At 67.8% G+C, this 21,706-nt stretch carries 20 protein-coding genes; 11 read left to right on the forward strand and 9 right to left on the reverse strand.

Features of this window, described 5'->3' with window-relative positions:
* Positions 1-33: 33 nt before the first annotated feature.
* Positions 34-876, reverse strand: a complete 843-nt coding sequence (locus ABZ345_RS23985) for an IniB N-terminal domain-containing protein (RefSeq protein WP_359852684.1) — start codon at positions 874-876, stop codon at positions 34-36.
* A 174-nt stretch (positions 877-1,050) separates the two neighbouring features.
* A complete protein-coding gene (locus tag ABZ345_RS23990) occupies positions 1,051-2,220 on the reverse strand; it encodes a 4-hydroxybenzoate 3-monooxygenase (RefSeq protein ID WP_359852687.1) in 1,170 nt (389 codons plus the stop codon).
* A gap of 175 nt (positions 2,221-2,395) precedes the next feature.
* On the opposite strand from ABZ345_RS23990, the gene ABZ345_RS23995 reads away from it, so the two are divergent.
* The 5 genes from ABZ345_RS23995 (at position 2,396) to ABZ345_RS24015 (ending at position 8,229) form a co-directional block, all read left to right on the forward strand.
* Positions 2,396-3,406 (forward strand): ABC transporter substrate-binding protein, encoded by a 1,011-nt coding sequence (locus ABZ345_RS23995; protein WP_359852689.1) that lies wholly within the window; start codon positions 2,396-2,398, stop codon positions 3,404-3,406.
* A gap of 222 nt (positions 3,407-3,628) precedes the next feature.
* Positions 3,629-6,439, forward strand: coding sequence for a nitrate- and nitrite sensing domain-containing protein (locus tag ABZ345_RS24000; protein WP_359852692.1), 2,811 nt, complete (start codon positions 3,629-3,631; stop codon positions 6,437-6,439).
* On the forward strand, positions 6,436-6,858 hold the full coding sequence (locus ABZ345_RS24005) for a roadblock/LC7 domain-containing protein (RefSeq protein ID WP_030468876.1): 423 nt from the start codon (positions 6,436-6,438) through the stop codon (positions 6,856-6,858). The genes ABZ345_RS24000 and ABZ345_RS24005 overlap by 4 nt, the downstream gene beginning before the upstream one ends.
* Before the next feature lie 17 nt (positions 6,859-6,875).
* Entirely contained in the window at positions 6,876-7,472 is a 597-nt protein-coding gene (locus ABZ345_RS24010) for an ATP/GTP-binding protein (protein WP_045317309.1), read from the forward strand.
* A gap of 238 nt (positions 7,473-7,710) precedes the next feature.
* Positions 7,711-8,229, forward strand: a complete 519-nt coding sequence (locus ABZ345_RS24015) for a snapalysin family zinc-dependent metalloprotease (protein WP_359852696.1) — start codon at positions 7,711-7,713, stop codon at positions 8,227-8,229.
* 30 nt (positions 8,230-8,259) lie between these two features.
* Here ABZ345_RS24015 and ABZ345_RS24020 read toward each other — a convergent pair whose 3' ends face one another.
* The 5 genes from ABZ345_RS24020 to ABZ345_RS24040 all read right to left on the reverse strand — a co-directional run bounded on the left by ABZ345_RS24020 (position 8,260) and on the right by ABZ345_RS24040 (position 12,975).
* The gene (locus ABZ345_RS24020; RefSeq protein WP_359852698.1) at positions 8,260-10,113 is read right to left on the reverse strand and encodes a diguanylate cyclase; all 1,854 of its coding nucleotides are present in this window, start codon (positions 10,111-10,113) and stop codon (positions 8,260-8,262) included.
* Entirely contained in the window at positions 10,113-10,913 is an 801-nt protein-coding gene (locus ABZ345_RS24025; protein WP_359852701.1) for an SAM-dependent methyltransferase, read from the reverse strand. The genes ABZ345_RS24020 and ABZ345_RS24025 overlap by 1 nt, the downstream gene beginning before the upstream one ends.
* 99 nt (positions 10,914-11,012) lie before the next feature.
* On the reverse strand, positions 11,013-11,456 hold the full coding sequence (locus tag ABZ345_RS24030) for a hypothetical protein (protein ID WP_359852704.1): 444 nt from the start codon (positions 11,454-11,456) through the stop codon (positions 11,013-11,015).
* Positions 11,434-12,051 (reverse strand): sigma-70 family RNA polymerase sigma factor, encoded by a 618-nt coding sequence (locus ABZ345_RS24035; protein WP_359852707.1) that lies wholly within the window; start codon positions 12,049-12,051, stop codon positions 11,434-11,436. Before ABZ345_RS24035 ends, ABZ345_RS24030 begins: the two co-directional genes overlap by 23 nt.
* Positions 12,052-12,105: 54 nt before the next feature.
* A complete protein-coding gene (locus ABZ345_RS24040; protein ID WP_359852710.1) occupies positions 12,106-12,975 on the reverse strand; it encodes a S8 family serine peptidase in 870 nt (289 codons plus the stop codon).
* On the opposite strand from ABZ345_RS24040, the gene ABZ345_RS24045 reads away from it, so the two are divergent.
* Together ABZ345_RS24045 and ABZ345_RS24050 are read left to right on the forward strand one after the other, a co-directional pair.
* On the forward strand, positions 12,961-13,383 hold the full coding sequence (locus ABZ345_RS24045) for a hypothetical protein (protein WP_359852713.1): 423 nt from the start codon (positions 12,961-12,963) through the stop codon (positions 13,381-13,383). The genes ABZ345_RS24040 and ABZ345_RS24045 overlap by 15 nt on opposite strands.
* Entirely contained in the window at positions 13,380-15,968 is a 2,589-nt protein-coding gene (locus ABZ345_RS24050) for a CHAT domain-containing tetratricopeptide repeat protein (RefSeq protein WP_359852715.1), read from the forward strand. Before ABZ345_RS24045 ends, ABZ345_RS24050 begins: the two co-directional genes overlap by 4 nt.
* Here ABZ345_RS24050 and ABZ345_RS24055 read toward each other — a convergent pair whose 3' ends face one another.
* On the reverse strand, positions 15,969-16,763 hold the full coding sequence (locus ABZ345_RS24055) for a hypothetical protein (RefSeq protein ID WP_359852718.1): 795 nt from the start codon (positions 16,761-16,763) through the stop codon (positions 15,969-15,971).
* A gap of 94 nt (positions 16,764-16,857) precedes the next feature.
* On the opposite strand from ABZ345_RS24055, the gene ABZ345_RS24060 reads away from it, so the two are divergent.
* The gene (locus ABZ345_RS24060; RefSeq protein ID WP_359852721.1) at positions 16,858-18,393 is read left to right on the forward strand and encodes an FAD-binding oxidoreductase; all 1,536 of its coding nucleotides are present in this window, start codon (positions 16,858-16,860) and stop codon (positions 18,391-18,393) included.
* Here ABZ345_RS24060 and ABZ345_RS24065 read toward each other — a convergent pair.
* Positions 18,374-18,646, reverse strand: a complete 273-nt coding sequence (locus tag ABZ345_RS24065; RefSeq protein WP_359852723.1) for a YggT family protein — start codon at positions 18,644-18,646, stop codon at positions 18,374-18,376. The genes ABZ345_RS24060 and ABZ345_RS24065 overlap by 20 nt on opposite strands.
* A gap of 84 nt (positions 18,647-18,730) precedes the next feature.
* Between ABZ345_RS24065 and ABZ345_RS24070 the strand changes: the two genes are divergently transcribed.
* The 3 genes from ABZ345_RS24070 to ABZ345_RS24080 all read left to right on the forward strand — a co-directional run bounded on the left by ABZ345_RS24070 (position 18,731) and on the right by ABZ345_RS24080 (position 21,705).
* Positions 18,731-19,060, forward strand: a complete 330-nt coding sequence (locus ABZ345_RS24070) for a TfoX/Sxy family protein (protein WP_359852725.1) — start codon at positions 18,731-18,733, stop codon at positions 19,058-19,060.
* The gene (locus ABZ345_RS24075) at positions 19,057-19,305 is read left to right on the forward strand and encodes a hypothetical protein (RefSeq protein WP_359852728.1); all 249 of its coding nucleotides are present in this window, start codon (positions 19,057-19,059) and stop codon (positions 19,303-19,305) included. Before ABZ345_RS24070 ends, ABZ345_RS24075 begins: the two co-directional genes overlap by 4 nt.
* Before the next feature lie 75 nt (positions 19,306-19,380).
* A complete protein-coding gene (locus ABZ345_RS24080; RefSeq protein WP_359852730.1) occupies positions 19,381-21,705 on the forward strand; it encodes an immune inhibitor A domain-containing protein in 2,325 nt (774 codons plus the stop codon).
* The last annotated feature ends 1 nt before the right edge of the window (position 21,706 follow it).

Here is a 21,706-nt window from a genome sequence, read left to right on the forward strand (position 1 = left end):
CCATCCGTTCCCCCGTGAACCGCCAGGAACGACTCAGAAGTGGACGTCCACGTCGTTGTGGTTGCCGATGCCGTCGAGCACGTGGATGTCGCCGACGTTGACGTCACCGATGACCTGGCCGAGGTCGTGGTGCAGGTCGTTGTGGACGTCGCCGACCTGCGCGACGTCCTGAACCACGTTGTCGGTCACGTTCGCGACGTCGTGCACGTCCGCGACGTCCTTGACCAGCACGTCGGCGTGCTTGACGAGCACGTTGGCGTCGACGGCGTTCTTGGTGAGGACGTCGGTGTCGAGGTCCTTCACGAGCACGTTGGACACGTCGTGCACGTCCGCCACGTCGGTCACCTTGGTGATCACGGCGTTGTCCGAGACGTTCGAGACGACGTCGGTGCCCTTCAGAACGGTGGCGTCGAGGGTGTTCGACACGTCGCCCAGGCCGGAGAAGTCCGAGACCAGCGCGGTGATGGCGGAGGGAGCGGCGATGTTCGTCAGGTTCGCCACGTCGGCCACGTTGGTGACGCCCTCCGCGTTGCCCGCGATCTGCAGCAGGCTGTCGACGGCCGGCAGTTCGCTGCCGCCGAGGACGTCGTCGATCGCGTCGACGTTCGCGACGGACGCGGCGTCGAGGACCAGCGGCAGGATGTCGTGGACGTCGCCCGCGGTGATGTCGCTCAGGCCGGCGGCCTCGAGGCAGCCGAGCGGGTCCTGCTGGAACGCCTCGCGGGCGTCCAGGTCGGTCAGCAGGCCGAGGGTGAAGTCGTGCAGGGTGATCTGCTCGGTCTGCACCGTGGTGCCGCCGGTCTCGACGGTGGTGTCACCCGACTGGACCGTCGTCGGGCCGGTCTGCACCGTGGTCGTCTCGGTCTGCTGCTGCATGGGACTCAAGCTCCTGTAGCTGAATCGGGGGATGTCGTGTTGAACCGTATGGATGAACGACATCCCCCGGCATCGGGAGTTGGCCCCAGATCGTGACGAAACGAGATCCCTAGGGGGACGGTGTCACTCGTTAGGGGACCCCGGGACTCACCCCAGAGGGCGAGATCTGTGCCCTCAGGGGCCGACGTAGTTCTCCGCGAAGGTCGCGCGGTAGGCAGGTGACTCGGCCAGGTGCTCCAGCCGGGCCTGCGCCAGGCGTCCGAAGAACGGCGAGCTCACGTCGGTGTGGATCATGTTCACCATCCACTGGGAAAATTCCTGGGCCCGCCAGACGCGGCGCAGGCAGTCCTCCGAGTAGGTCTTGAGGCCGGTCTCGGACCCGGTGGCGTAGAAGTCCATCAGTGCACGTCCGAACGTTGCGGCGTCGTTCATGGCGAGGTTCATGCCCTTGGCGCCGACCGGGCTGATGATGTGGGCTGCGTCACCCAGCAGGAAGAGCCGTCCGTACGACATGGGCTCCACGACGTGGCTGCGCATGTCCAGCACGCGCTTCTCGATGATCTTGCCCTCGGTCAGCGACCACGGTGAGCCGTGCAGTGTGAAGCGCTTGTGCAACGCCTCCCACACTTGCTCGTCGGACCAATCCGACGCTTTAGTTCCGACCGGCACCTGGAGGTAGAAGCGCGATATGGAAGGTGACCGGAGCATGTGTCCGGCGAAACCATCCTCGTGCAATGCATAAATGATGGCTTTAGTCGACGGCGGGGCCTCCGCGAGAATTGCCAGCCACTCAATCCCGTGCTGGTGCGTGAATTCTGACAGCACCCCCTCGGGAATGGACGGCCGGCACACGCCGTGAAACCCGTCGCACCCGGCGACGAAGTCGGCGCTGACACACGTGCGCACACCATCGGCGCTGGTCCAGTACACGGACGGCTCAGAAGATGTCAGGTCTCGCAACTCCACGTCGCTGACCGAGAAGCGGATGTCACCCCCGGCGTCCAGGAAAGACCCGATCAGGTCTTTGACCACTTCCTGCTGGGGGTACACGTAGTGGTTGCGGCCTCCGTACAGATCGCTGTACGCCACCTGGAACGCCTGTCCGTTCACGCGGAATTCACACGTTCCGTGACGGTCTGCTTCCATCAGTAAACGATCGGCGAGTCCGAGCGACTCCAGCATGGTTACGGAGCGATGTTCCAGGACTCCCGCCCGTTGCCGGGTTTCCACATGAGCACGACTAGCTTTTTCGAGGACGACGCAGTCGATACCTGACTGCTGGATCAGGTTTGCCAAGGTCAGACCGGCCGGCCCGGCGCCGACGACCGCTACCGCGCGCTTCAACTGAGGTTCTCCTAGCGCTAGACCTGCTGTGCTTAGATGCTCACCGCAGGTAGTGGACTGGAACCTGCGCGTGTCGGTCAACTGGGGTCTTTTGGAGCAGTATCACTACTCTGAGTGGTTGACCGTCGCGCTAACCCCGCAACGACGACACCGCTCCGACAGGAGAGTGCTCCCGATGACTCGAAGAGTCCGCCGTATGGCCGTCCGTGGCATCGCCCTTGCCACGCTGCTCGCCACCGTGGCGAGCTGTGGACTGCTCGGCGGCAAAGAGCCGGCGCCCGCAGCGTCCGGCAACGGCCAGGTGGAGAAGTCGAAGATCACCCTGGGGGTCCTGCCGATCCTCGACGTGGCTTCAGTGCACGTGGCCAACAAGAAGGGCTACTTCAAGGAAGAGGGCCTTGAGGTCGAGCTCAAAACGATTCAGGGTGGTGCTCAGGCGATCCCCGGCCTGGTCAAGGGCGAGCTGGACATGACCTTCGGCAACTGGGTCTCGTACTTCCTCGCCGAGTCGAAGGCAGTCGGGAAGGACGTCGGCGGCATCAAGCTGATCGCCGACGGCTACCAGGCCAAACCCGACATGTTCCTGATCTTGGCGGCCGGTGACTCCGCCATCAAGAGCCCGCAGGACCTGGCGGGCAAGACCATCGCGATCAACACGTTCAAGAACATCGCCGAACTGACCGCGAAGGCGACCCTGGAGGCCGCGAACGTCGACCCGAAGACGGTCACGTTCAAGGAGCTGCCGTTCCCGGACATGCAGGCGGCGGTCGCGAACAAGACCGTCGACGCGGCGTTCATGGTCGAGCCGTTCATCACCCGCGCTCAGCGCGCCGCCGGCCAGGTCAAGATCCTCGACGCGGCGTCCGGCCCGACCGACAACATCCCGATCGCGGGTTTCGCGACCACCGGCAAGTTCGCCCAGGACAACCCCAAGACGGTGGCCGCGTTCCAGCGTGCGATCGCCAAGGGCCAGGCCGACGCCGCCGACCGTCCCACGGTCGAGCCGCTGCTCGTCGAATACGCGAAGGTCGACAAGGAAACCGCTGGTCTCGTCCACTTCGGCGCCTTCCCGACCACGCTCGACGCGACCCGGCTGCAGCGCATCCCGCAGCTGATGCAGCGCTACGGGCTGCTCGACAAGGAGTTCGACGTCAAGCCGATGCTCATCCAGCCCTCCGGCAGTTGACGAACAGCGCGGGCAACTGTGATCGCGCCGTGATCACAGTCGCCCGCGCTCTCGTTTCCTCCAGATGAATTATCGGTAAGGGGCCGTTTAGCCGCCCAGCTCACAAGTTGTTGATTCTCGAACCAGCTGTTTTTGTCGTCCGAACGGCGGTATGAGAACCGTGTGTTTTACACCAAGATCCACCAGGTTTGCAGCTATTAAACGGGGCGGGGAGTGTTGACGGTGCGCGGTCGTGAGGACCAGCGAGGCATCGACCGGTTCCGCCTACGCAACTGGCGGCTGCGGAGCAAGCTCGCGGTGGTGTTGCTAGTTCCGGCCCTGAGCACCGCGACTCTCGCGGGCCTGCGCCTGAACACCCAGCTCGACGATGTGGAGCTGTTCGGCACCGTCCAGCGCGAACTCGCTGTCAGCCACCAGGCCGCGAAGGTGGAGAACGCGCTTCAGGTCGAGCGCGACTGGGCAGTGCAGTGTGTCGCCGCAGGCAGGCAGAACGCGTGTCCCGAACACGCCGCCCGCACCGGCCTCACCGACACGGCACTGGGCGGATATCGGGACTCGGGCGCGACGGCCACCGCGTTGAGCGCGCCCCTGAAGGAAGCTTTCGGCAAGTCGCTGCAGGCGCTGGACGGCCTGGCGAGCCTGCGCATCACGATCTTGAGCACGAAGTACCCGGACATGGCCGTGATCGGTGCCTACAACCAGATCATCGCCTCGCTCGGCCAGGTGCACCGTGCCGCGATCTCGAGCCTGAGCGAACCGGCGATCGTTCCGCTGGTCTCCGCCGCGCAGGCGCTGTACCAGGCGCAGGAGCAGCTCGGCCAGCAGAACTCGATCCTCACCGCGACCGCGCTGCGCAAGGGTTTCGCGCCCGGTGGCGCCGACGAGCTGCGTGCCGCGCAGTCCCGGCTGGACGCGGCGCTCAACGAGTTCAACGACGTGGCCTCCGCGCAGAACCAGCAGAAGTTCCAGGACAAGGTGTCCGGTTCCTCCGTCGACGGCCGCAACCGCCTGGTGAAGCTCGCGCTGGCGCAGGACGCCGAGGGCAAGCCGGTGTCCATCACGGACGCCGAGGTCCTCAAGATCGGTGAGGACACCGCGAACCTGCTGCGCGAGGTCGCGGTGGACCTGGAGGGCCAGGCCGACGCCACGACCTCGAACCTCGCGAGCATCGCGCGCACCGACGCGTGGCGTGACGCCGCACTGGTCGCCGCGTCGCTGCTCGTCGCGTTCGGTCTGATGGCGATGGTCGCGCAGTCGATGCTGCGGCCGCTGCGCATCCTGCGCCGCAGCGCGCTCGACGTCGCCCGCAACCAGCTGCCCGAGGCCATTCGCCGAATCCGTTCGCACCGCGACCCCGAACGCGCCGCGGAAGAGGCGATCGTCCCGGTGCCGCTCAACACGACCGAAGAGGTCGGCCAGGTCGCGCGGGCGTTCGACCTCGTGCAGCGCGAAGCCGTCCGCCTCGCCGTCGAGCAGGTGGCACTGCGCGCGAACGTCAACGACATGTTCATCAACCTGTCGCGGCGCTCGCAGGCGTTGGTGGAACGCCAGATCAGCGTGATCGACCGGCTCGAGCAGGACGAGCAGGACCCCGACCACCTGGCGTCGTTGTTCGAGCTCGACCACCTCGCCACGCAGATGCGCCGCAACAGCGAGAACCTGCTGGTGCTCTCCGGCACGACGGTCAACCGCCGCGTGACCCGCCCGGTCGCGGTCGCCGAGGTGCTCGGCGCCGCGGTGTCCGAGGTCGAGAAGTACGCGCGCGTCCAGATCGCGCCGACGCCGGACCTGATGGTGCAGGGCCGCGTGGTCAACGACCTCGCGCACCTCGTCGCCGAGCTGCTGGACAACGCGACCGCGTTCTCCAAGCCCACCACCAAGGTCACCGTGCGCACGATCGAGACCCGCAAGGGCGAGATCGCGATCCGCATCCACGACCGCGGCGTCGGCATGCAGGACGCGGACATCGTCGAGTCCAACGCGAAGCTCGCCGAGCCGCCGGAGGTCGACGTCTCGGTGGCCCGCGAGATGGGCCTGTACGTGGTCGGCCAGCTCGCCAAGCGCCACGAGATCCGCGTGACGCTCGCGAACAACGACGACATCGAGGGTGGCGTCACCGCCCAGGTGATCCTGCCGGTCTCGTTGCTGCACAAGGGACCCGCGCCCGCGCTGCCGTTGCCCGTCGCCACGCCCGTCGAGACCACCAACGAGGGTCTCGCCGGCGTGCCGAAGTGGACGCCGGAGTACCCGGTCCTGCTGCCGGCCGCTGCCGAGGAGCCCGACGAGTCCTCCGGACGTCATCGCATCGAGCAGACGTCCGCGGACGGCCTGTTCACCGCTCGCGTCGAGGCGGCCGAAGGGTCCTCTGAGGACGGTTACTCCTACGAGCCGCCGATCGAGCGGCCCGCAGAGCCCGCCGACTCGGCGACCGAGATCTTCCCGGCCGTCAGGGACGAGCTCGACGTCGAGGAGATCGACGCCGACAGCCTGTCCCGGTGGTTCATGACCCCGGCCGCGTCACCGCAGCGGCCCGGCGGTGTGGTCTCCACGGCCGGCGAGGCCACTGTTATCGTTCCCTCCACAAAGGACGTTCCGGCAGCGGAGCCGGAACACGACGAGTCCGAACCTTCCACGGTGAACGGCCTGCCCAAGCGGCAGCGTTCGCCGGAACCTTCGAAGCCCGAGGCACCAACGGCGGTGCCGCGCGCGGTCGCAGACTTCGCCGTGTCCGACTGGGGATCGGCCGACGAGGGCTGGCGTGCCGCCGGGGCGCTGGAAAGCAGCGTGCCCGCGCAGACGACGGAGAACGGCCTGCCCAAACGCGTCCCGAAGGCGCGCCTGGTGCCGGGCTCCTCTCCTAAACCGTCGTCCCCCGTTCCCCAGTTGGCGGCCGCCGGGACCGGAGGCCGTTCCGCGGAACGACTCCGGCAGAGGTTCGCCACGTACCAGAAGGGTGTCCAGATGGGCCGTGACTCGCTCTTCGACTCGGCCGTCGGCGGCATCCCCGTGATCGCAGAAAGGGAACACCAGTGACCACCGCGACTGAGGAACTGGACAACTTCAGCTGGCTGGTCGAGGACTTCGTCAGCAGGGTCGCCGGTGTCGCGCACGCGATCGTCGTCTCGGCGGACGGTCTGCTGCTCGCCTCGTCGGACCGCCTCCCGCACGACCGTGCCGAACAGCTGGCCGCCGTATCCTCTGGTCTGGTCTCACTGAACCTCGGCGCGGCGCGCTGCTTCGAGGCGGGTGAGGTGAAACAGACCGTCGTCGAGATGGAACGGGGCTATCTTTTCCTGATGTCCATCAGCGACGGGTCCTGCCTCGCCGTGCTCGCCGCGCCCAACTGCGACATCGGGCTCATCGGCTACGCGATGACCCGCCTGGTGGAACGGGTCGGACTCCAGCTGACGCCGGAGATCCGTGCCCAGCTGCACGTTTCCATGCGCGCCTGAGTAGAGAGAAGCTCCCCATGAGCAACGGTGCTCCGGGTCGTCCCGGGTCACCTGGGGTCGACCTGACCGCGACGTCGGCGAAGATCGTCGTCGCGGGCGGGTTCGGCGTCGGTAAAACGACGTTCGTCGGCTCGGTTTCCGAGATCACCCCGCTGACCACCGAGGCCGTCATGACGCAGGCCTCGGTCGGCGTCGACGACCTGTCCGCGGTCCCGGACAAGGTCACCACCACGGTGGCCATGGACTTCGGCCGCGTGTCGCTGGACAAGGACCTGATCCTGTACCTGTTCGGCACGCCGGGACAGCACCGGTTCTGGTTCATGTGGGACGACCTGGTCCGCGGCGCGATCGGTGCCGTCGTCCTGGTCGACACGCGCCGGATCGACGAGGCTTTCGCGCCCATCGACTTCTTCGAGGACCGCGAACTGCCTTACGTGATCGCGGTGAACTGCTTCGACGGCCTGATGCACCACCGGGCCGAGGAGGTGCGGGACGCGCTGACGATCCCGTCCTCGGTGCCGATAATTCCTTGCGACGCACGGAACCGGCAGTCGACGAAACAGATCCTGATCGCGCTGGTGGAGCACGCGCTGCGCCAGCCGTCGTTCGCCTGAACCGCCTCATCTCGTTGACGCCCTCTGGACCATCAGATCCAGAGGGCGTCAACAGTTATACCCCTCTTCTGGCGGCGGTCTGTTCGTGGCTGTGGAGCGCAAAACCGCAGCGCAGGAGGGGCTCACCTACCAGGGTTCTGGACCGTGTCAGGGCTGTTTGACACTTGACTCTTCTTGTGTGCCAACGCTTCGGCGATACAGTCGGGATGCAATTACCCTGCATTGCGAGGAGATTCCTGTGTTCCTGCGCAAAACAATTGCTGTGCTCGCCAGCGCCGCCGCCCTGTCTCTCGGCGTCGTGGGCACCGCACAAGCAGCTCGCACCATCACTTACGACTCCACCGGTGCGGCTCTGTACGAGTCGGACATCACGGAGGCCGTGAAGGTCTGGAACGCGAGCGTGAAGAACGTCCAGATCAGGAAGGCCGCCGCGGGGACGCGCGCGAACTTCACCATCGTGTCCGACCCCGGCTGGCCGCGGGCACAGCCGACGACGCTCGGCAACGGCAAGATCTGGATGGGCAAGCAGGCGGTCGACCAGGGCTACTACAAGATCCGCATCGCCGCCCACGAGATCGGGCACATCCTGGGCTTGCCGGACATCAAGCCCGGTCCGTGCTCCAGCCTGATGTCCGGTTCCACCGGCGGCATTCCCTGCAAGAGCGTCGCCCCGAACGCGGCGGAGAAGTCCCGTGTCGAGCGGAACTTCGCCGGTACTGCCAAGGCCGACCTCGCGACGGTCGAGGACGCTGCCTGATCTGACGAAGAAGGTAGGTCTCCCGCGGAACTATCGCGGGAGGCCTACCGCCAGGTCCACGCCCAGCGCCTGAAGCTCGTCGCGATCGCCCGGACCGCCGATCACGTGCACTCCCGCCGATCGCAGCAACGGCACCATCAGCGCCAGTCCCTGCCGCGCCAGCCGTTCCGAGAGCGGCGACGCGAGCCGCACGCCCCACACCGGGCTCCGGTCCACAGTGGACAAACCGGTGAACCCGCCGCCGAACTCGTGCAGCAACACGTGGACACCCATGTCGTGCAGCACCTCGAGGTTCTCCTCGCCGTCGGGCATCGCCCGCACGTCCAGCGCCAGGAACAACGACGAAGCCGGGAAAGCACACGCACGCAGGTTCGACCGCACGTGCGCCGCCAGGTCCGGATCCCGTGACTGGTCCCGGGACAACCGGATCAGCACCGGCTCCCCTCGCGAACACGCGTCCTGCAACACCATCTGCCCGACGCGCGCGGCCAGCCCGAGAGCGTCCGCATAGGCCACGACGTCGTCGTGCCGCGAAGCACCCCACCTCAGGGACGCCTCGACGAAGGCCAGCGAGCCCGAAACCCACGACACCGGCGCGTACTCGACAGAGATCTCGCCGTTCTCGAAGGCACCGGGCATCGCCGCGATCCGCGCGAACCGGCCACGATCAGCCACGTCGGCCTCGTGGTCGTAGATCGCCCACTGTCTCTTGCCGCCGGTCTCCGCGCGCCGCAACGTCGAGTGCGCCCGCCGCAGCACCGCGATCGGATCGACTCCGGGCCCGGCCGCGTGCACGAACCCGATCGATGTCGACACCGCGACGCCCGCGCCCTCCAGGTACACCGGCTCGGACAGCTCCTCGTCGATGGTCGCCGCCAGCGCCGCGACGTCCGGCGAACCCTGGATCAGCACGGCGAACTCGTCGCCACCCACCCGCGCCACGACCGCGTCCGGCAGCACCACCCGCAACCGCCGCGCGACCTCCACCAGCACCGCGTCGCCGGCGACATGACCCAGGCCGTCGTTCACGATCGTCAGGCTGTCGACGTCCAGGTACCCCAGCGTGTGCGGCTCGCCGGACGCCAGCGCCGACTCCAGCTTGTCGAGGAACGACCCGCGGTTCGGCAGCCCGGTCAGCAGGTCCGTCAACGACTGGTGCCGCAACCACTCCTGCAGCATCCGCTGTTCGGTCACGTCCTCGATCAGCGCCACGTGGAACTTCGGCAGCCCGTCCGACCCGCGCAGCACCGACAGCACGACGTTCGCCCACACCGTGTCACCGTTGCGGCGCGTCAGCTCCCACTCGCGCCGGTCAGTGTCCACAGAGGACACGATCATGCGTGCGCCCGCCGACGCCAGTGCCAGCGCGTCGGCCTCGGCGAACAGCTCCTTGGGCATCTCCTCGTACCCGAGGATCGACGCCAGTGCCTCGTTCGCCTCCACGACGGTGCCCTGCAGGTCGAAGATCGCGATGCCCACCGCGGTCGACGCGAAGACCTGGGCGAACCGGGCCTCGCTGTCGTGCAGGTCGCGCTGAGCGTCCTCGACGGCCTTCAGCAGCGCGTTCTTGACCTTCTCCTGCTCGGCGAACAGCTGGTCGCGCGTCGCCCGCACGTACCCGGCCGCCAGCGCGCCGAGCACGTCGGGCGGGAACTCCGCGGCGAGGACCTCCAGCGTGCGCCGCAACGAGTCCGGGCCGGTGAAACGCTTGCGCACCAGCCACGCGCCGACCGCCGGCCCAGCCTGATCGACACCGGTCTGCGAGGCACGCAACCGGGCGGCGTGTTCCTCGAGATGCTGCGTCAGCTTTCGCCGTGACATCGGCGAGTACGCGCTCTCGATCAGAACAGCCGCCCAGCGCTGTGCCAGGGGCGCGATGGCCATCAGGGTTTGCGGCCCACCGCGGCGTAGAGGTTGGCCTTCGACGGGTCCGAGCCGACGTCCTCCGGCGTCTCGGGCCGCCACTCGGGCGTGAACACGATGCCGGGCTCCACGATCTCCAGCCCTGACAACATGTCCGTCACCTGGGCACGCGTCCGCGGCGTGATCGGCTCCGCGGTGCGGGCGAAGATCTCCTCACCGGCCGCCATCGCCGCCGGCATGCTGTCCGCGGTGAAGTGCGACAGCGCCAGGTACGACCCGGACGAGAGCGATTCCACGTAACGGGAGAGCACGCTCCACGGATCGTCCGAGTCCGGGATGAACTGCAGGACGCCGACGACGAGAAGCCCGATCGGCTGGGAGAAGTCGAGCAGCTCCCGTGCCTGCGCGACGACCTTCTCCGGCTCGCGCAGGTCGCCCAGCAACGCCGTCACGTTCGGCTCGCCGGCCAGCATCAGCTCGGCGTGCGTGATCGCGACCGGCTCGAAGTCGACGTACACGACCTTCGAGTCGGGAGCGACCTCGTGCGCCACCTCGTGCACGTTGCCGACCGTCGGGATGCCGGAACCCAGGTCCAGGAACTGCCGCACGCCCGGACCCGCCAGTTCCAGGACGACGCGGCGCAGGTACGCGCGGTTGCGGCGCGCCATGTCCCGCACCGGCAGCACCTTGATCAGTGCCTCGGCAGTCTCGCGGTCCGCTTCGAAGTTGTGCCCGCCGCCCAGCAGGTAGTCGTAGATCCGGGCAGAGCTCGGCACGTCGACGTTGACGCCTTCCGGCACCCAGCTGACTCGTTCGACCACAGCAGCACACCTCTCGCGAAGCGAATTCTGAGCGTCGACAACCCTACTGGCCGCAGATGTAGGCCGAACGAATGAATTCCACCATCACTCGAATGGTGTTCAGAGGATAAACCAATCGGTGCAACCACTTGCGAACCGGAACTTCACGGGTCCGCGTGGTGCCACCCCCATCACGAACATCCCCAGTTCGTCGACCGCCGCGGTCTCGTGGTCGCCGGAAGGCGTCACCAGCGTGACCGATCCGACCGCCGGCATCAACTGACCGGTGATCCCCGCGGCCGACACCTCGACCTGCAACGACACGTCGTTCGCGTCGAACACCAGCTGCCTCGCCGTCGCCGTCGACCGCGCACGGGCGAACAGCGTGTCGTCCAGCACGGAGTCGTACGACGTGATCAGCAGCAGTTCCTCGTCGATGCTGCGCCAGGTGAAGGCGGCCTTCGCGGCCTCCACGAACTCCGGCGGTACGTCTTCCGAAGGTGTGCTCAACGCGTCGCGCAAGGCGTCGAGCAGTACTTCGTCACTGTCCCAGTCGTGCCGCACCCAGCACACCTCCTCTCGTCGCCGGCGATCCCAGGAATGCTGAGAGCGCAGGGGTCTTGCGCAACTTCTCCAGGCAACGTATCCGCGTCGGGCCGATGCTGCCGACCGGCATCGCGAGCTCTTCGCTCACGACCTGGTAGCTCGGCGGCGGGTCGGTCATCAGCTTCGTCAGCAACCGCTTGCACTGGTCCGTGAGCTCGGCGAACCCGTCCCGCAACGCCTGCCGCCGCTCCACTGCCAGCAGGTCCGCCTCCACGTCCGCGTCGATCTGCTCCGACTCCAGCGCATCGGACTCGGACAACGGGTCGTAGAGATGCGTCCGCTGCTGCACGCGCAGCACGCGAAGACACTCGTTGCGGGTGGTCGTCATGATCCAGCCGGGTAGTGCCTCTGGCTCGCGCAGCCGTCCGATCTGCTCCACGAGCCGAAGCCACAGCGTCTGGTTCACGTCGGCCGCGTCCGCCGGGCGCAGCCGGTGCTTGTAGATCACCGACACCACCAGCGGCGTGTACCGATCGACGATCTCGTTCCACGCCGACTGGTCGCCCTCGGCCGCCGCGCTCACGAGCACGGCGATCGGGGATCCTGCGGTCACGTCGACTCCTTGCGGTCACAACTGGCGGAGGCCGAGGTTGCTCCCCAGATACAACTATTTGACAAAAACTCCGTAGCCGGGGTGGAACTCCGGCTCGCTCAACAGTTTGTCACGTGCCTGAGCTGCGGTGATGCCGTCCGAGGCCATCGTCGCGGCGATCCGTCCGGTCACCAGGGGCGCGGCGAACGACGTGCCGTACCAGTAGGCCCACAGCGCGAACGGCGTCGAGCCCTCGCCGGGGAGCTTCCACTCGCCCTTGAGGTAGGTCGACGCCCGGTTGCCGATCGCGCACGCGTCCACCCAGTGGCCCCAGTTCGAGTACCAGGCGGGGATGATCGCGCCGTCCTTGGTCTGCTCCGCGGCGGAGACGGCCGTGACGCGGCACAGCGCGGCGGGCCAGCTCGGCCGCTGCGTGCCCTGGTTGCCCGCCGACGCCACCACGACGATGTCGTCCGGCAGGGCCTCGATCGTGCGCCGCATCGGTTCGGACGCCACGTCGTCCTCGGTGAAGCAGCCCAGCGAGAGGTTGAGGACGTTGACCTTCTTGCGGCCCAGCTCGGTGATCTTGCGGCAGAGCCGTTCCTCGTCGCCGAAGCCGTTCGCGTCGAGCGCGACCTCGGGGTCGAACGTGACGCCGGGCGCCGCGTTCTGGATGACGCCCGCGACGAACGTGCCGTGCCCGCCCTGCAACGCGAAGACGTCACCGTTGCTGAAGGCGGGGTCGACATCGTCCGCCTCCTTGACGTAGCGCTCGGCGAACCAGTCGGAGTGGTCGCTGTCGGCGCCGGAGGAGATGCCGGTGTCGATGACACCGACCCGGACGTCCCTCAGGCGCTCGTCCGACTTGGGCGCGGAGATCGGGTCGGTGGGGTAGGGCCGGTCGCCGGGGTTGCCCATGATGAGGCCGCCGTGACCGACGATCACGTGGTGCGGCTGGACCAGCGGCACCCGCTGGTTCGGCCAATTTCGTTGATCTCTCAACAAACGAACGATGCGAGGAATGTCCTCGGCGTTGTTCGGCAACGTCAAACGGGCCATTCCGGCGAATCCCTCGCCGGGCCGGGCGACGATGTTGTTTTCGCGCAGCTTTTCGATCACGCGTTGCTGATCCTCGGCGCTGACGAGCAGCTGACCAGGCCGGTAAAGGAATTCACGCCCGCGTTCGGCGTGGAAACTGATGTTCTTGTCCTCGGCGATGAGCTGCAGAAAAGCTTTTTGGTAAAGCTCCGCGCTTTCTGGCGTTTTCGACACCACGGCCTCACTAAAGCAGCGTTGACGGGCACCCCGACCGAGCTTGATCAAACTACCACACCGGATAAAGTGATGCCGTGACCGACTTTTGTGCGGAGGACGCGCTGGAGGCCAGGCAGCGCAACCCGCGCGCGGCCGTGGAGATGGCCCGCGCCGTGCTCCGCACGACGGATGATCGCTCGGAATGGTCGATCGCCGAGCGTGCGATCGGCCTCGCGTTGCGCGAGATGCACGACTTCCCCGGTGCGGCTCGGCACCTGCGTCGCTCGATCAAGATCGCGGGCGACGCTTCGTTGCCCCGTTTGTCCGCATTGGCGCAAATGAGCCTGGCGTGGGTGCTCGTCTACACCGGTAAGCACAAGCAGGCGTTGAAGGCGCTCGACGACGCGATGCCTGAGCTCGCCGGCGCCGACGCGGTGGCCGCGTTGATGCAGCGCGGCGTTGTCTTCCACTACCTGACGCGTCATGACGACGCCCAGCGCGACTACACCGCCGCGATCGCCGGAGCCCGCCGCGTCGGTGACACGCTCGTCGAGGCGCGGGCCTTGAACAACCGCGGGCTCGTGCGCGCGTACGTGGGCGACATGCGTGAGGCGTCGGCGGACTTCGAGCGCGCGGCGACGTTGCTGGGCGAGCTCGGCCAGGAGCTGGGTGTCGCCGACGTGCACTGGAACGCGGGCATCATGGCCACCCGATCCGGTGACGTGCCGGCCGCGCTGACCCTGTTCGACAAGGCCGAGGAGGTGCACCGGCGGCTGGACGTGATGCGTCCCGTGCTGCTGGTGAACCGGCTGGAGCTGCTGGTGTCGGTGCCGCTGCTGGACGAGGCGCGCGCGGCCGCCGACCGGGCGATCATCGAGCTGAAGGCGTTGAAGAACCCGCTGGGCGTCTCGGAGGCGCTGTACTTCCGCGCGCGGATCGCCTTGCTGGACGACGATCCGGATGCGGCTCATGGCTTCGCCGCTGAGGCGCGGCGCCGGTTCCGCCGCGAGCAACGGCTCCTGTGGGCGGCCGGGGCGCGGTATCTGGAGCTGCACGCCGCCGTTCTGCGCGGGGACCGGACCCGGCCGTTGCGGCTGGCGTTGTCGCGGGTGGCCTCCGAGCTGGACGCGATGGACTGGCGGTTGCCGGCTCTGGAGGCCCGGATCGACGCCGGGCTGGTCGCGGCCGATCTCGGTCATCGCTCGCGGGCGGTGTCGGAGCTGTCCGCCGCCGCTGCTGCCCGGTTGCGCGGCCCGGCCGGGTTGCGGGTGCGCGGGTGGTACGCGGAAGCGTTGCGGCGCAAGCTTTCCGGTGATGTCCGGGGAACGTCCGCCGCGCTGCGCCGGGGGATCGGGCTGCTGGACGAGTACCGGGTCTCGCTGGGGGCGGCCGAGCTGCGGGCGTCCACCGGGGTGCAGGGGCAGGCGCTGGCGCTCGAGGGGCTGCGGCTGGCCGTGGCGTCCGGGAACGCCGCTCGGGTGCTGTCGTGGACCGAGAGCTGGCGGGCGGGCGCGTTGCGGATGAAGGCCGTGTCGCCGCCGGACGATCCCCGGCTCGAGGACGCGCTGGCGGCGTTGCGGGCGGTCTCGGCCGACATCGAGTCCGCGTTGCTGGCCGGGAAGCCCGCGGGTGCGTTGCGGGTGAAGCTGGTGCGGGCCGAGCAGCGGGTGCGCGACCTCACGCGGCAGATGTCCGGTGAGGTCTCGGTGTTCAAGCCTCCGCCGGTGGCGACGCTGGCTGCCGCGTTGGGGACTGCGGCGCTGATCGAGTTCGTGGAGTACGACGGCTCGTTGATGGCCGTCGTCCTGGCAGGTGGGCGGGCAACGCTTCATCCGCTCGGGTCGGCGGAGGGTGTGGTCCGCGAGATTCGCTTGCTGCGCTTCGCTTTGCACCGGCTGGTGACGTTGCCGCCGCAGCTGCCGAACCTGGCTGTGGCGCGGTCTTCTGCTGCTCACGCGGCTTCTCTGCTGGCTCAGCGGTTGATGGTGCCGTTGGCCTCGCGGATCGACGGACGGCCGCTGGTCGTGGTGCCGACCGGGGCGTTGAACGGGTTGCCTTGGGCGGTGCTGGAGCGTCAGGTGACGGTCGCGCCGTCGGCTTCGGTGTGGTTGCGGGCCTGTTCCGTTGCCGATGCTTCCGGAGAGGCTGTTCTGGCGGCCGGGCCGCGGATGGCGGCCGCGCCTGCCGAGATCAAGGCGATCAGCTCGCACGTTCCCGGTCGTGTTCTCGTTGACTCGGAAGCGACCGTGAGCGCTGTTGCGTCCGCAATGGACGGTGCGGCGCTGGCGCACATCGCGGCGCACGGGTCGTTCCGCGTCGACAACCCGCTGTTCTCGGCTCTGGAGCTGGCCGACGGGCCGTTGACGGTCTACGACATCGAGCGGCTGCACCAGCCTCCGACGCGAGTGGTGCTGTCGGCCTGTGACACCGGGCAGTCGGCGGTCCGGCCCGGCGATGAGCTGATGGGGTTCACAGCTGCTCTGTTGGGGCTGGGAACCCGGACGTTGATCGCGCCCGTGGTGCCGGTGCCGACCGACGGAACGGCGCCGGTGATGGTGGAGCTGCACCAAAAACTGGCCGCCGGGATGGCGCCGGCCGAGGCTCTGGCCGCGGTGCAACGGGCCGCTGCCGACGACGCTGCTTACGCTGCCGCCGTCGGGTTCGTGTGCTTCGGAGCGGGCTGATCAGTGCGGCGGCGGCACCTTGTAGAGCGCCAGCGCGCTCTCGCCGGAACATCCGTACTCGCCGGGCTGGGTCTGCACGCGAGGCGGGTACCACGCGGCAACCGTTCCGTCGGCCAGTCGCACGCCGTTCAGGCATGACCCGCCACCTGCGGCGATGACGCCGATCTGGCCGTCTTTGACGAAGGCGTCGAGGCGCGGCTCGGCCCAGGGCAGCTTGGTCTGCTCGTCGACCGGTACCGGCGGCAGCCTGGTGTGGAGGGTCGCGAGCACCTCGTCCTGCGTGACGGTGGGCGGTAGTTCGGTGAGGATCTGTTTGAAGGCCTCGAGGTAGGTGTCCGGCACGCCCGTCTTCTGGACGGGCGGGGGAGTGATCGGCCTGGCGTTCTCGGGGCAGCGGACGCGTTCGGGGCCGCTGCCCAGCACGCCGTAGTAGTTGAAGTCGGCTCGGTAGCAGGCGGTCACCGGGTCCTCTTCCCACAGCCGGAAGGACGGCGGGGACTCGGAGGTGCCGGGGTCGTAGATGCGGAACACCAGCGTGGCGCGGACCTTCTGCGGGTCGTCCGTCGGGCTGTCGGTGATCTCGACGACCGCGAAGTACTTCGGGTCGGTGTGCCCCTCCAGTGCCGCACGGGCGTAGGCGTTGGCGTCGCGCGGCACCGGGTAGCCGATGCGCGCCGCGACCTTCTCCGCCGTCTTGTCGGTGTCGCTGTTGCCGTCAGGTCTGATCACGTAGACACCGACTGCGCCGAGCACAGCCGCCAGCAGCAGTAGAAGTGCGACCCCCAGGGACTTCATAGCTCGGACGGTAGCGCTGTGGTCGTGCTGTGCGCGCGAGTACTTCTACTCACGCTATTCCGGAACTTTGGTGTTTCGCTTATGGTTGCTCGCCATGACAACGAGGTCGTGGTGGGGCTGGGGCAACGTCGAGGACGCCGTCACCCCGGATGAACGCCGTGAGCTGGTCTCCCGTGTGCGGGCGGTGCTGCCGGACGCGGACCTGACGTTCCACTCCGCGCCGGATCCCTCCTCGCTGGACGTGCCGCCGCCGCGCGTTGTGCCACCAGGTGATCTCTACTCCGTTGACGTCGTTGATCGGCTTTCGCGCGGCCGTGGGCAGGCTTATCGCGATGTCACGCGGAATCTCGCCGGGGTGGTCGGGCCGTTGCCGGACGCTGTCGCGCGGCCGCGTACCGAGCAGGACGTCGTCGACGTGCTGGACTGGTGTTCTTCGCATGACGTCGCGGTGATTCCGTTCGGTGGCGGCACTTCCGTGGTCGGCGGGGTGGAGCCGCGGGACCTGGACCGTGTGGTGACGATGGATCTCTCGTTGCTGGACCGGGTGCTGGAGGTCGACCCGGTGTCCCGTGCCGCGCGGATCCAGGCGGGGGTGTTCGGGACGTCGCTGGAGGCGCAGCTGAAGCCTTTCGGGTTGACGTTGCGGCACTTCCCGCAGTCGTTCGAGTTCTCGACGCTCGGTGGCTGGCTCGCGACCCGTGCCGGTGGCCACTACGCGACGCTCTACACGCACATCGACGACCTGACCGAGTCGCTCCGCGTCGTGACTCCGGCCGGCGTTTCCGAGTCGCGCCGGTTGCCGGGATCGGGGGCCGGTCCGTCGCCTGACCGGTTGTTCCTGGGCTCCGAGGGGACGCTCGGTGTGATCACCGAGGCGTGGATGCGGTTGCAGTCGCCGCCCGTTTTCCGTGCGGGGGCTTCGGTGCGGTTCGCGTCGTTCGAGCGCGCGGTCGAGGCGACGCGGTTGATCGCGCAGTCCGGGCTGAATCCCGCCAACTGCCGTCTGCTCGATCCGGCGGAGGCCTTCTTGAACGCCGGTGCGGCCTCTTCGGTGCTGGTGCTGGCTTTCGAGTCGGCTGATCACCCGGTGGACGCGTTGCTGGCACGGGCTTTGGAGCTGTGCGGGGACGGCGAGGTCGTCGAAGGGGCGGCTTCGCAGTGGCGGAAGTCGTTCCTGCGCATGCCTTACCAGCGTGACGTGATGGCCCAGCACGGGATGATCACCGAGACGTTCGAGACGGCCTGCACGTGGGATCGTTTCGCGGAGTTGCACGCCGCGGTGGTCTCAGCCGCGACGTCTGCTTTGCGCGCGGTGTGCGGCATCGGAGTCGTCACGTGCCGCTTCACTCACGTCTACCCAGACGGTCCGGCGCCGTACTACGGCATCTACGCGCCGGGCAGGTGGGGCAGCCTGACCTCGCAGTGGGACGAGATCAAGGCCGCGGTGTCGGAGGCGTTGATCGACGCGGGCGGCACCATCACTCACCACCACTCAGTGGGCCGCGATCACATGCCCTGGTACACCCGCCAGCGTCCGGCTCCTTTCGCCCTGGCACTGGCCGGCGCCAAGGCCGCGCTGGACCCCGCCGGCGTGCTGAACCCCGGCGTCCTCACCACACGATCGACCTGAGGATCAACGCGGCGATGAACACCACCGTGAACGCCAGGTCCAGCCCGAACCCGCCGAACCGCAGCGGCGGCAACACCTTCCGCACCGGCGCCAGCACGGGCTCCGTCACCCCGTGCGTCACCCTGCGCACCTTCCACACCCAGTCGCCGCGGGCCTCGAGCGTCACGGCCCAGTCGACGATCATCCGGCCGATCATCACGAGGATGAACAGCGTCAGCAGCCAATAGAGCACGAAGCCGACCAAGCCGAACAAGATGGCCTCCTAATGTCCTGTATGTCCATCAAGCCACACGAATCTGAGAGGCGCCTGGCAACTCGCTGAGACAAGATTCAGCGTGTGGCGTACGACGAAGGCCTGGCGTACCGGCTGGGCGATGTTCTGGGACCGCTGCCGGGCGTCATCACGAAGAAGATGTTCGGCGGGCTGGTGTTCATGTGGAACGGAAACATGCTGGTCGGGGTCATGGGCACCGACCTGATCGCCCGCGTCGGGCCGGAGGGGCAGGCCGACGCCCTGGCTCAGCCCGGGGCTCGGGTCTTCGACTTCACGGGGCGGCCGATGAAGGGCTGGGTTGTTGTGGACGGTGCCGCTGTGTCGGAGGACTCAGTGCTGGACGACTGGGTGGGGCGGTGCCGTGAGTTCGTGGAAGCGCTGCCGCCGAAGTGAGCCTCCGGCGGACCGTCATCGGTGACCTCGCCGACTGGATCGCACGATCGTCCGAGATCGTGATCGCCGAGTGCGTGGCGCGGTGGCACGACGAGCTCCGCGCTGGAGGTCCAGAGCCGTGCCGGGCCATGTTCGACGGCGTGGTGGTGCCCGAGGTCGTCGCCCGTCTGCGGGAGCTCCTCGACGACCCGGAGCTCGGCGGCACGGCCGAGGACGCGATGCTGGACATCGGCTTGTCTGGTTAGTCCCGACTTTCGGACGTGTTGAGTCTCAAGTCGGCTACGTAGCGTGCCCTCCGGATTCCGAGAGGGGAACGAACCGTGCGAAGACTACTGGCGGGAGCCGCGGCGCTCACGCTCATCACGGCGGGCCTGGTCACGCCGGCCACCGCCACACCGCCCGCGCAGCCGGAGAAGCAGGAGGCGCGGCAGTCCGACGAGCAGCCGCACGAGCTGGAGGTCAAGCGCCGCGCGTTGAAGCAGCAGGCGCTGGCCGAGGTGCTGACCGGGGAGGCCAAGACCGAGAAGCGCGGCAGCAGCACCGTCGCGAAGGTCGGCAAGAAGCAGGGCAAGGACCAGTACGTCGAGCTCGAGCGGGAGAAGACCGACAAGATCTTCGTGATCCTGGCGGAGTTCGGCAACGAGCGGCACCCCGACTACCCGGATCGCGACACGAACCCCGCGGTGCCGGGGCCGCAGCGGTTCGACGGGCCCGTGCGCAACCAGATTCCCGAGCCGAACCGGGCCGTCGACAACACCACGATCTGGAAGCCCGACTTCAGCCGGCAGTACTTCCAGGACCTGTACTTCAGCCGCAAGAAGGACGCCAACTCGGTCGCGAACTTCTACGACAAGCAGTCGAGTGGCCGGTACACGGTCAGCGGCACCGTCTCGGACTGGGTGAAGGTCAAGTACAACGAGGCGCGCTACGGCCGCAGCAACGGGTACCCGTGCGCCGACAACATCTGCAACAACTCGCGTGAGCTCATCAAGGACGCCGTCTCGCAGTGGGTCGCGGACCAGCAGGCCGCCGGCAAGACCACCGAGCAGATCAAGGCGGCGCTCGCGCAGTACGACGAGTGGGACCGCTACGACTACGACTCCGACGGCGACTTCAACGAGCCCGACGGGTACATCGACCACTTCCAGATCGTCCACGCCGGCGGTGACCAGGCCGACGGTGACCCGTTGCAGGGTGAGGACGCGCTGTGGAGCCACCGCGGTTACGCGTTCAAGAACTACTCGACCGGCCCCGGCACGAACAAGCTCGGTGGTGCGCAGGTCGGTGACACCGGCATCTGGGTCGGCGACTACACCGTGCAGCCCGAGAACGGCGGCGTCAGCGTCTTCGCGCACGAGTTCGGTCACGACCTGGGCCTGCCGGACCACTACGACACCGCCGGTGGCTCGAACGGCGTCAACTGGTGGTCGATCATGGCCCAGAACCGGGTGAACGCGCCCGGCGAGGTTCCCGGTGAGCGGGCCAACGAGTTCTCCGCGTGGGACAAGCTGCAGCTCGGCTGGCTCGACTACGAGGTCGCGGTGGCGGGCCAGGAGAAGGTGTTCGAGCTCGGCCCGCACGAGTACAACACCGCCAAGGCCCAGGGTCTCGTCGTGGTGCTGCCGGACATCTCCAAGTCGTTCGACTACGGCGCGCCCTTCGCCGGCACCAAGATGTGGTGGAGCGACAAGGGCAACGACCTCGACCACTCCATGACGGTCCCGCTGGACCTGCGCGGCAAGACGTCGGCGTCGCTGAGCATGAAGGCCCGCTACGACATCGAGGTGGACTACGACTACCTCTACGTCGAAGCGTCCAATGAGGACGGCAGCTGGACCCAGCTCGACGGCGTCGCGAACGGGCAGCCGTTCCAGCGCGACTCGGCCAACGCGCCGGCGCTCAGCGCGTCGTCCGGTGGCCAGTGGGTCGACCTGAGCGTCGACCTCAACGCCTACGCCGGCAGGAACACCAAGCTGCGCCTGGCCTACCGCACCGACGGTGCCCTTGCGCTGCAAGGCTTCTTCGCCGACCAGATCACCGTGACCGCCGACGGCGTGCCGGTGCTCACCGACGGCGCGGAGTCCGCTTCGCCGTGGACCACGCGTGGTTTCCGCACGACCGCGGGCAAGGAGACGAAGACGTTCGACCAGTTCTACGTCGCGTCGAACCGCACCTACGAGTCGTACGGCAAGTACAACAAGACCGGCCCGTACCGGTACAGCTTCCCGGACAAGCCCGACTTCGTGGAGCACTTCCCGTACCAGGACGGTCTGCTGGTGTCGTTGTGGAACACGAGCTTCCTCGACAACAACGTCAGCGAGCACCCCGGTGAGGGCCTGATCCTCCCGATCGACGCCAACCCGGCGCCGATCTACAACCTCGAGGGCCAGCGCTGGTCGCCGACCGTCGGCGGCTACGACGCGCCGTTCGGGTTGCAGAAGTCGGACTCCTTCACGTTGCACGTCAACGGCAAGGCCTCCTACATCCGCGGCGCCGCGGCCCAGCCGACGTTCGACGACACCAAGCAGTTCTGGTTCGCCGAGCAGCCGAACGCGGGCGTGAAGCTGCCCGCCGTCGGTGTCGGCCTGAAGGTTCTGCGTCAGAGCGGCACGTCGATGACCGTGAAGCTGTTCAAGACGAAGTAAC

Source organism: Lentzea sp. NPDC005914 (assembly GCF_040629405.1).
In the GTDB taxonomy this organism is placed as follows: Bacteria; Actinomycetota; Actinomycetes; order Mycobacteriales; family Pseudonocardiaceae; genus Lentzea.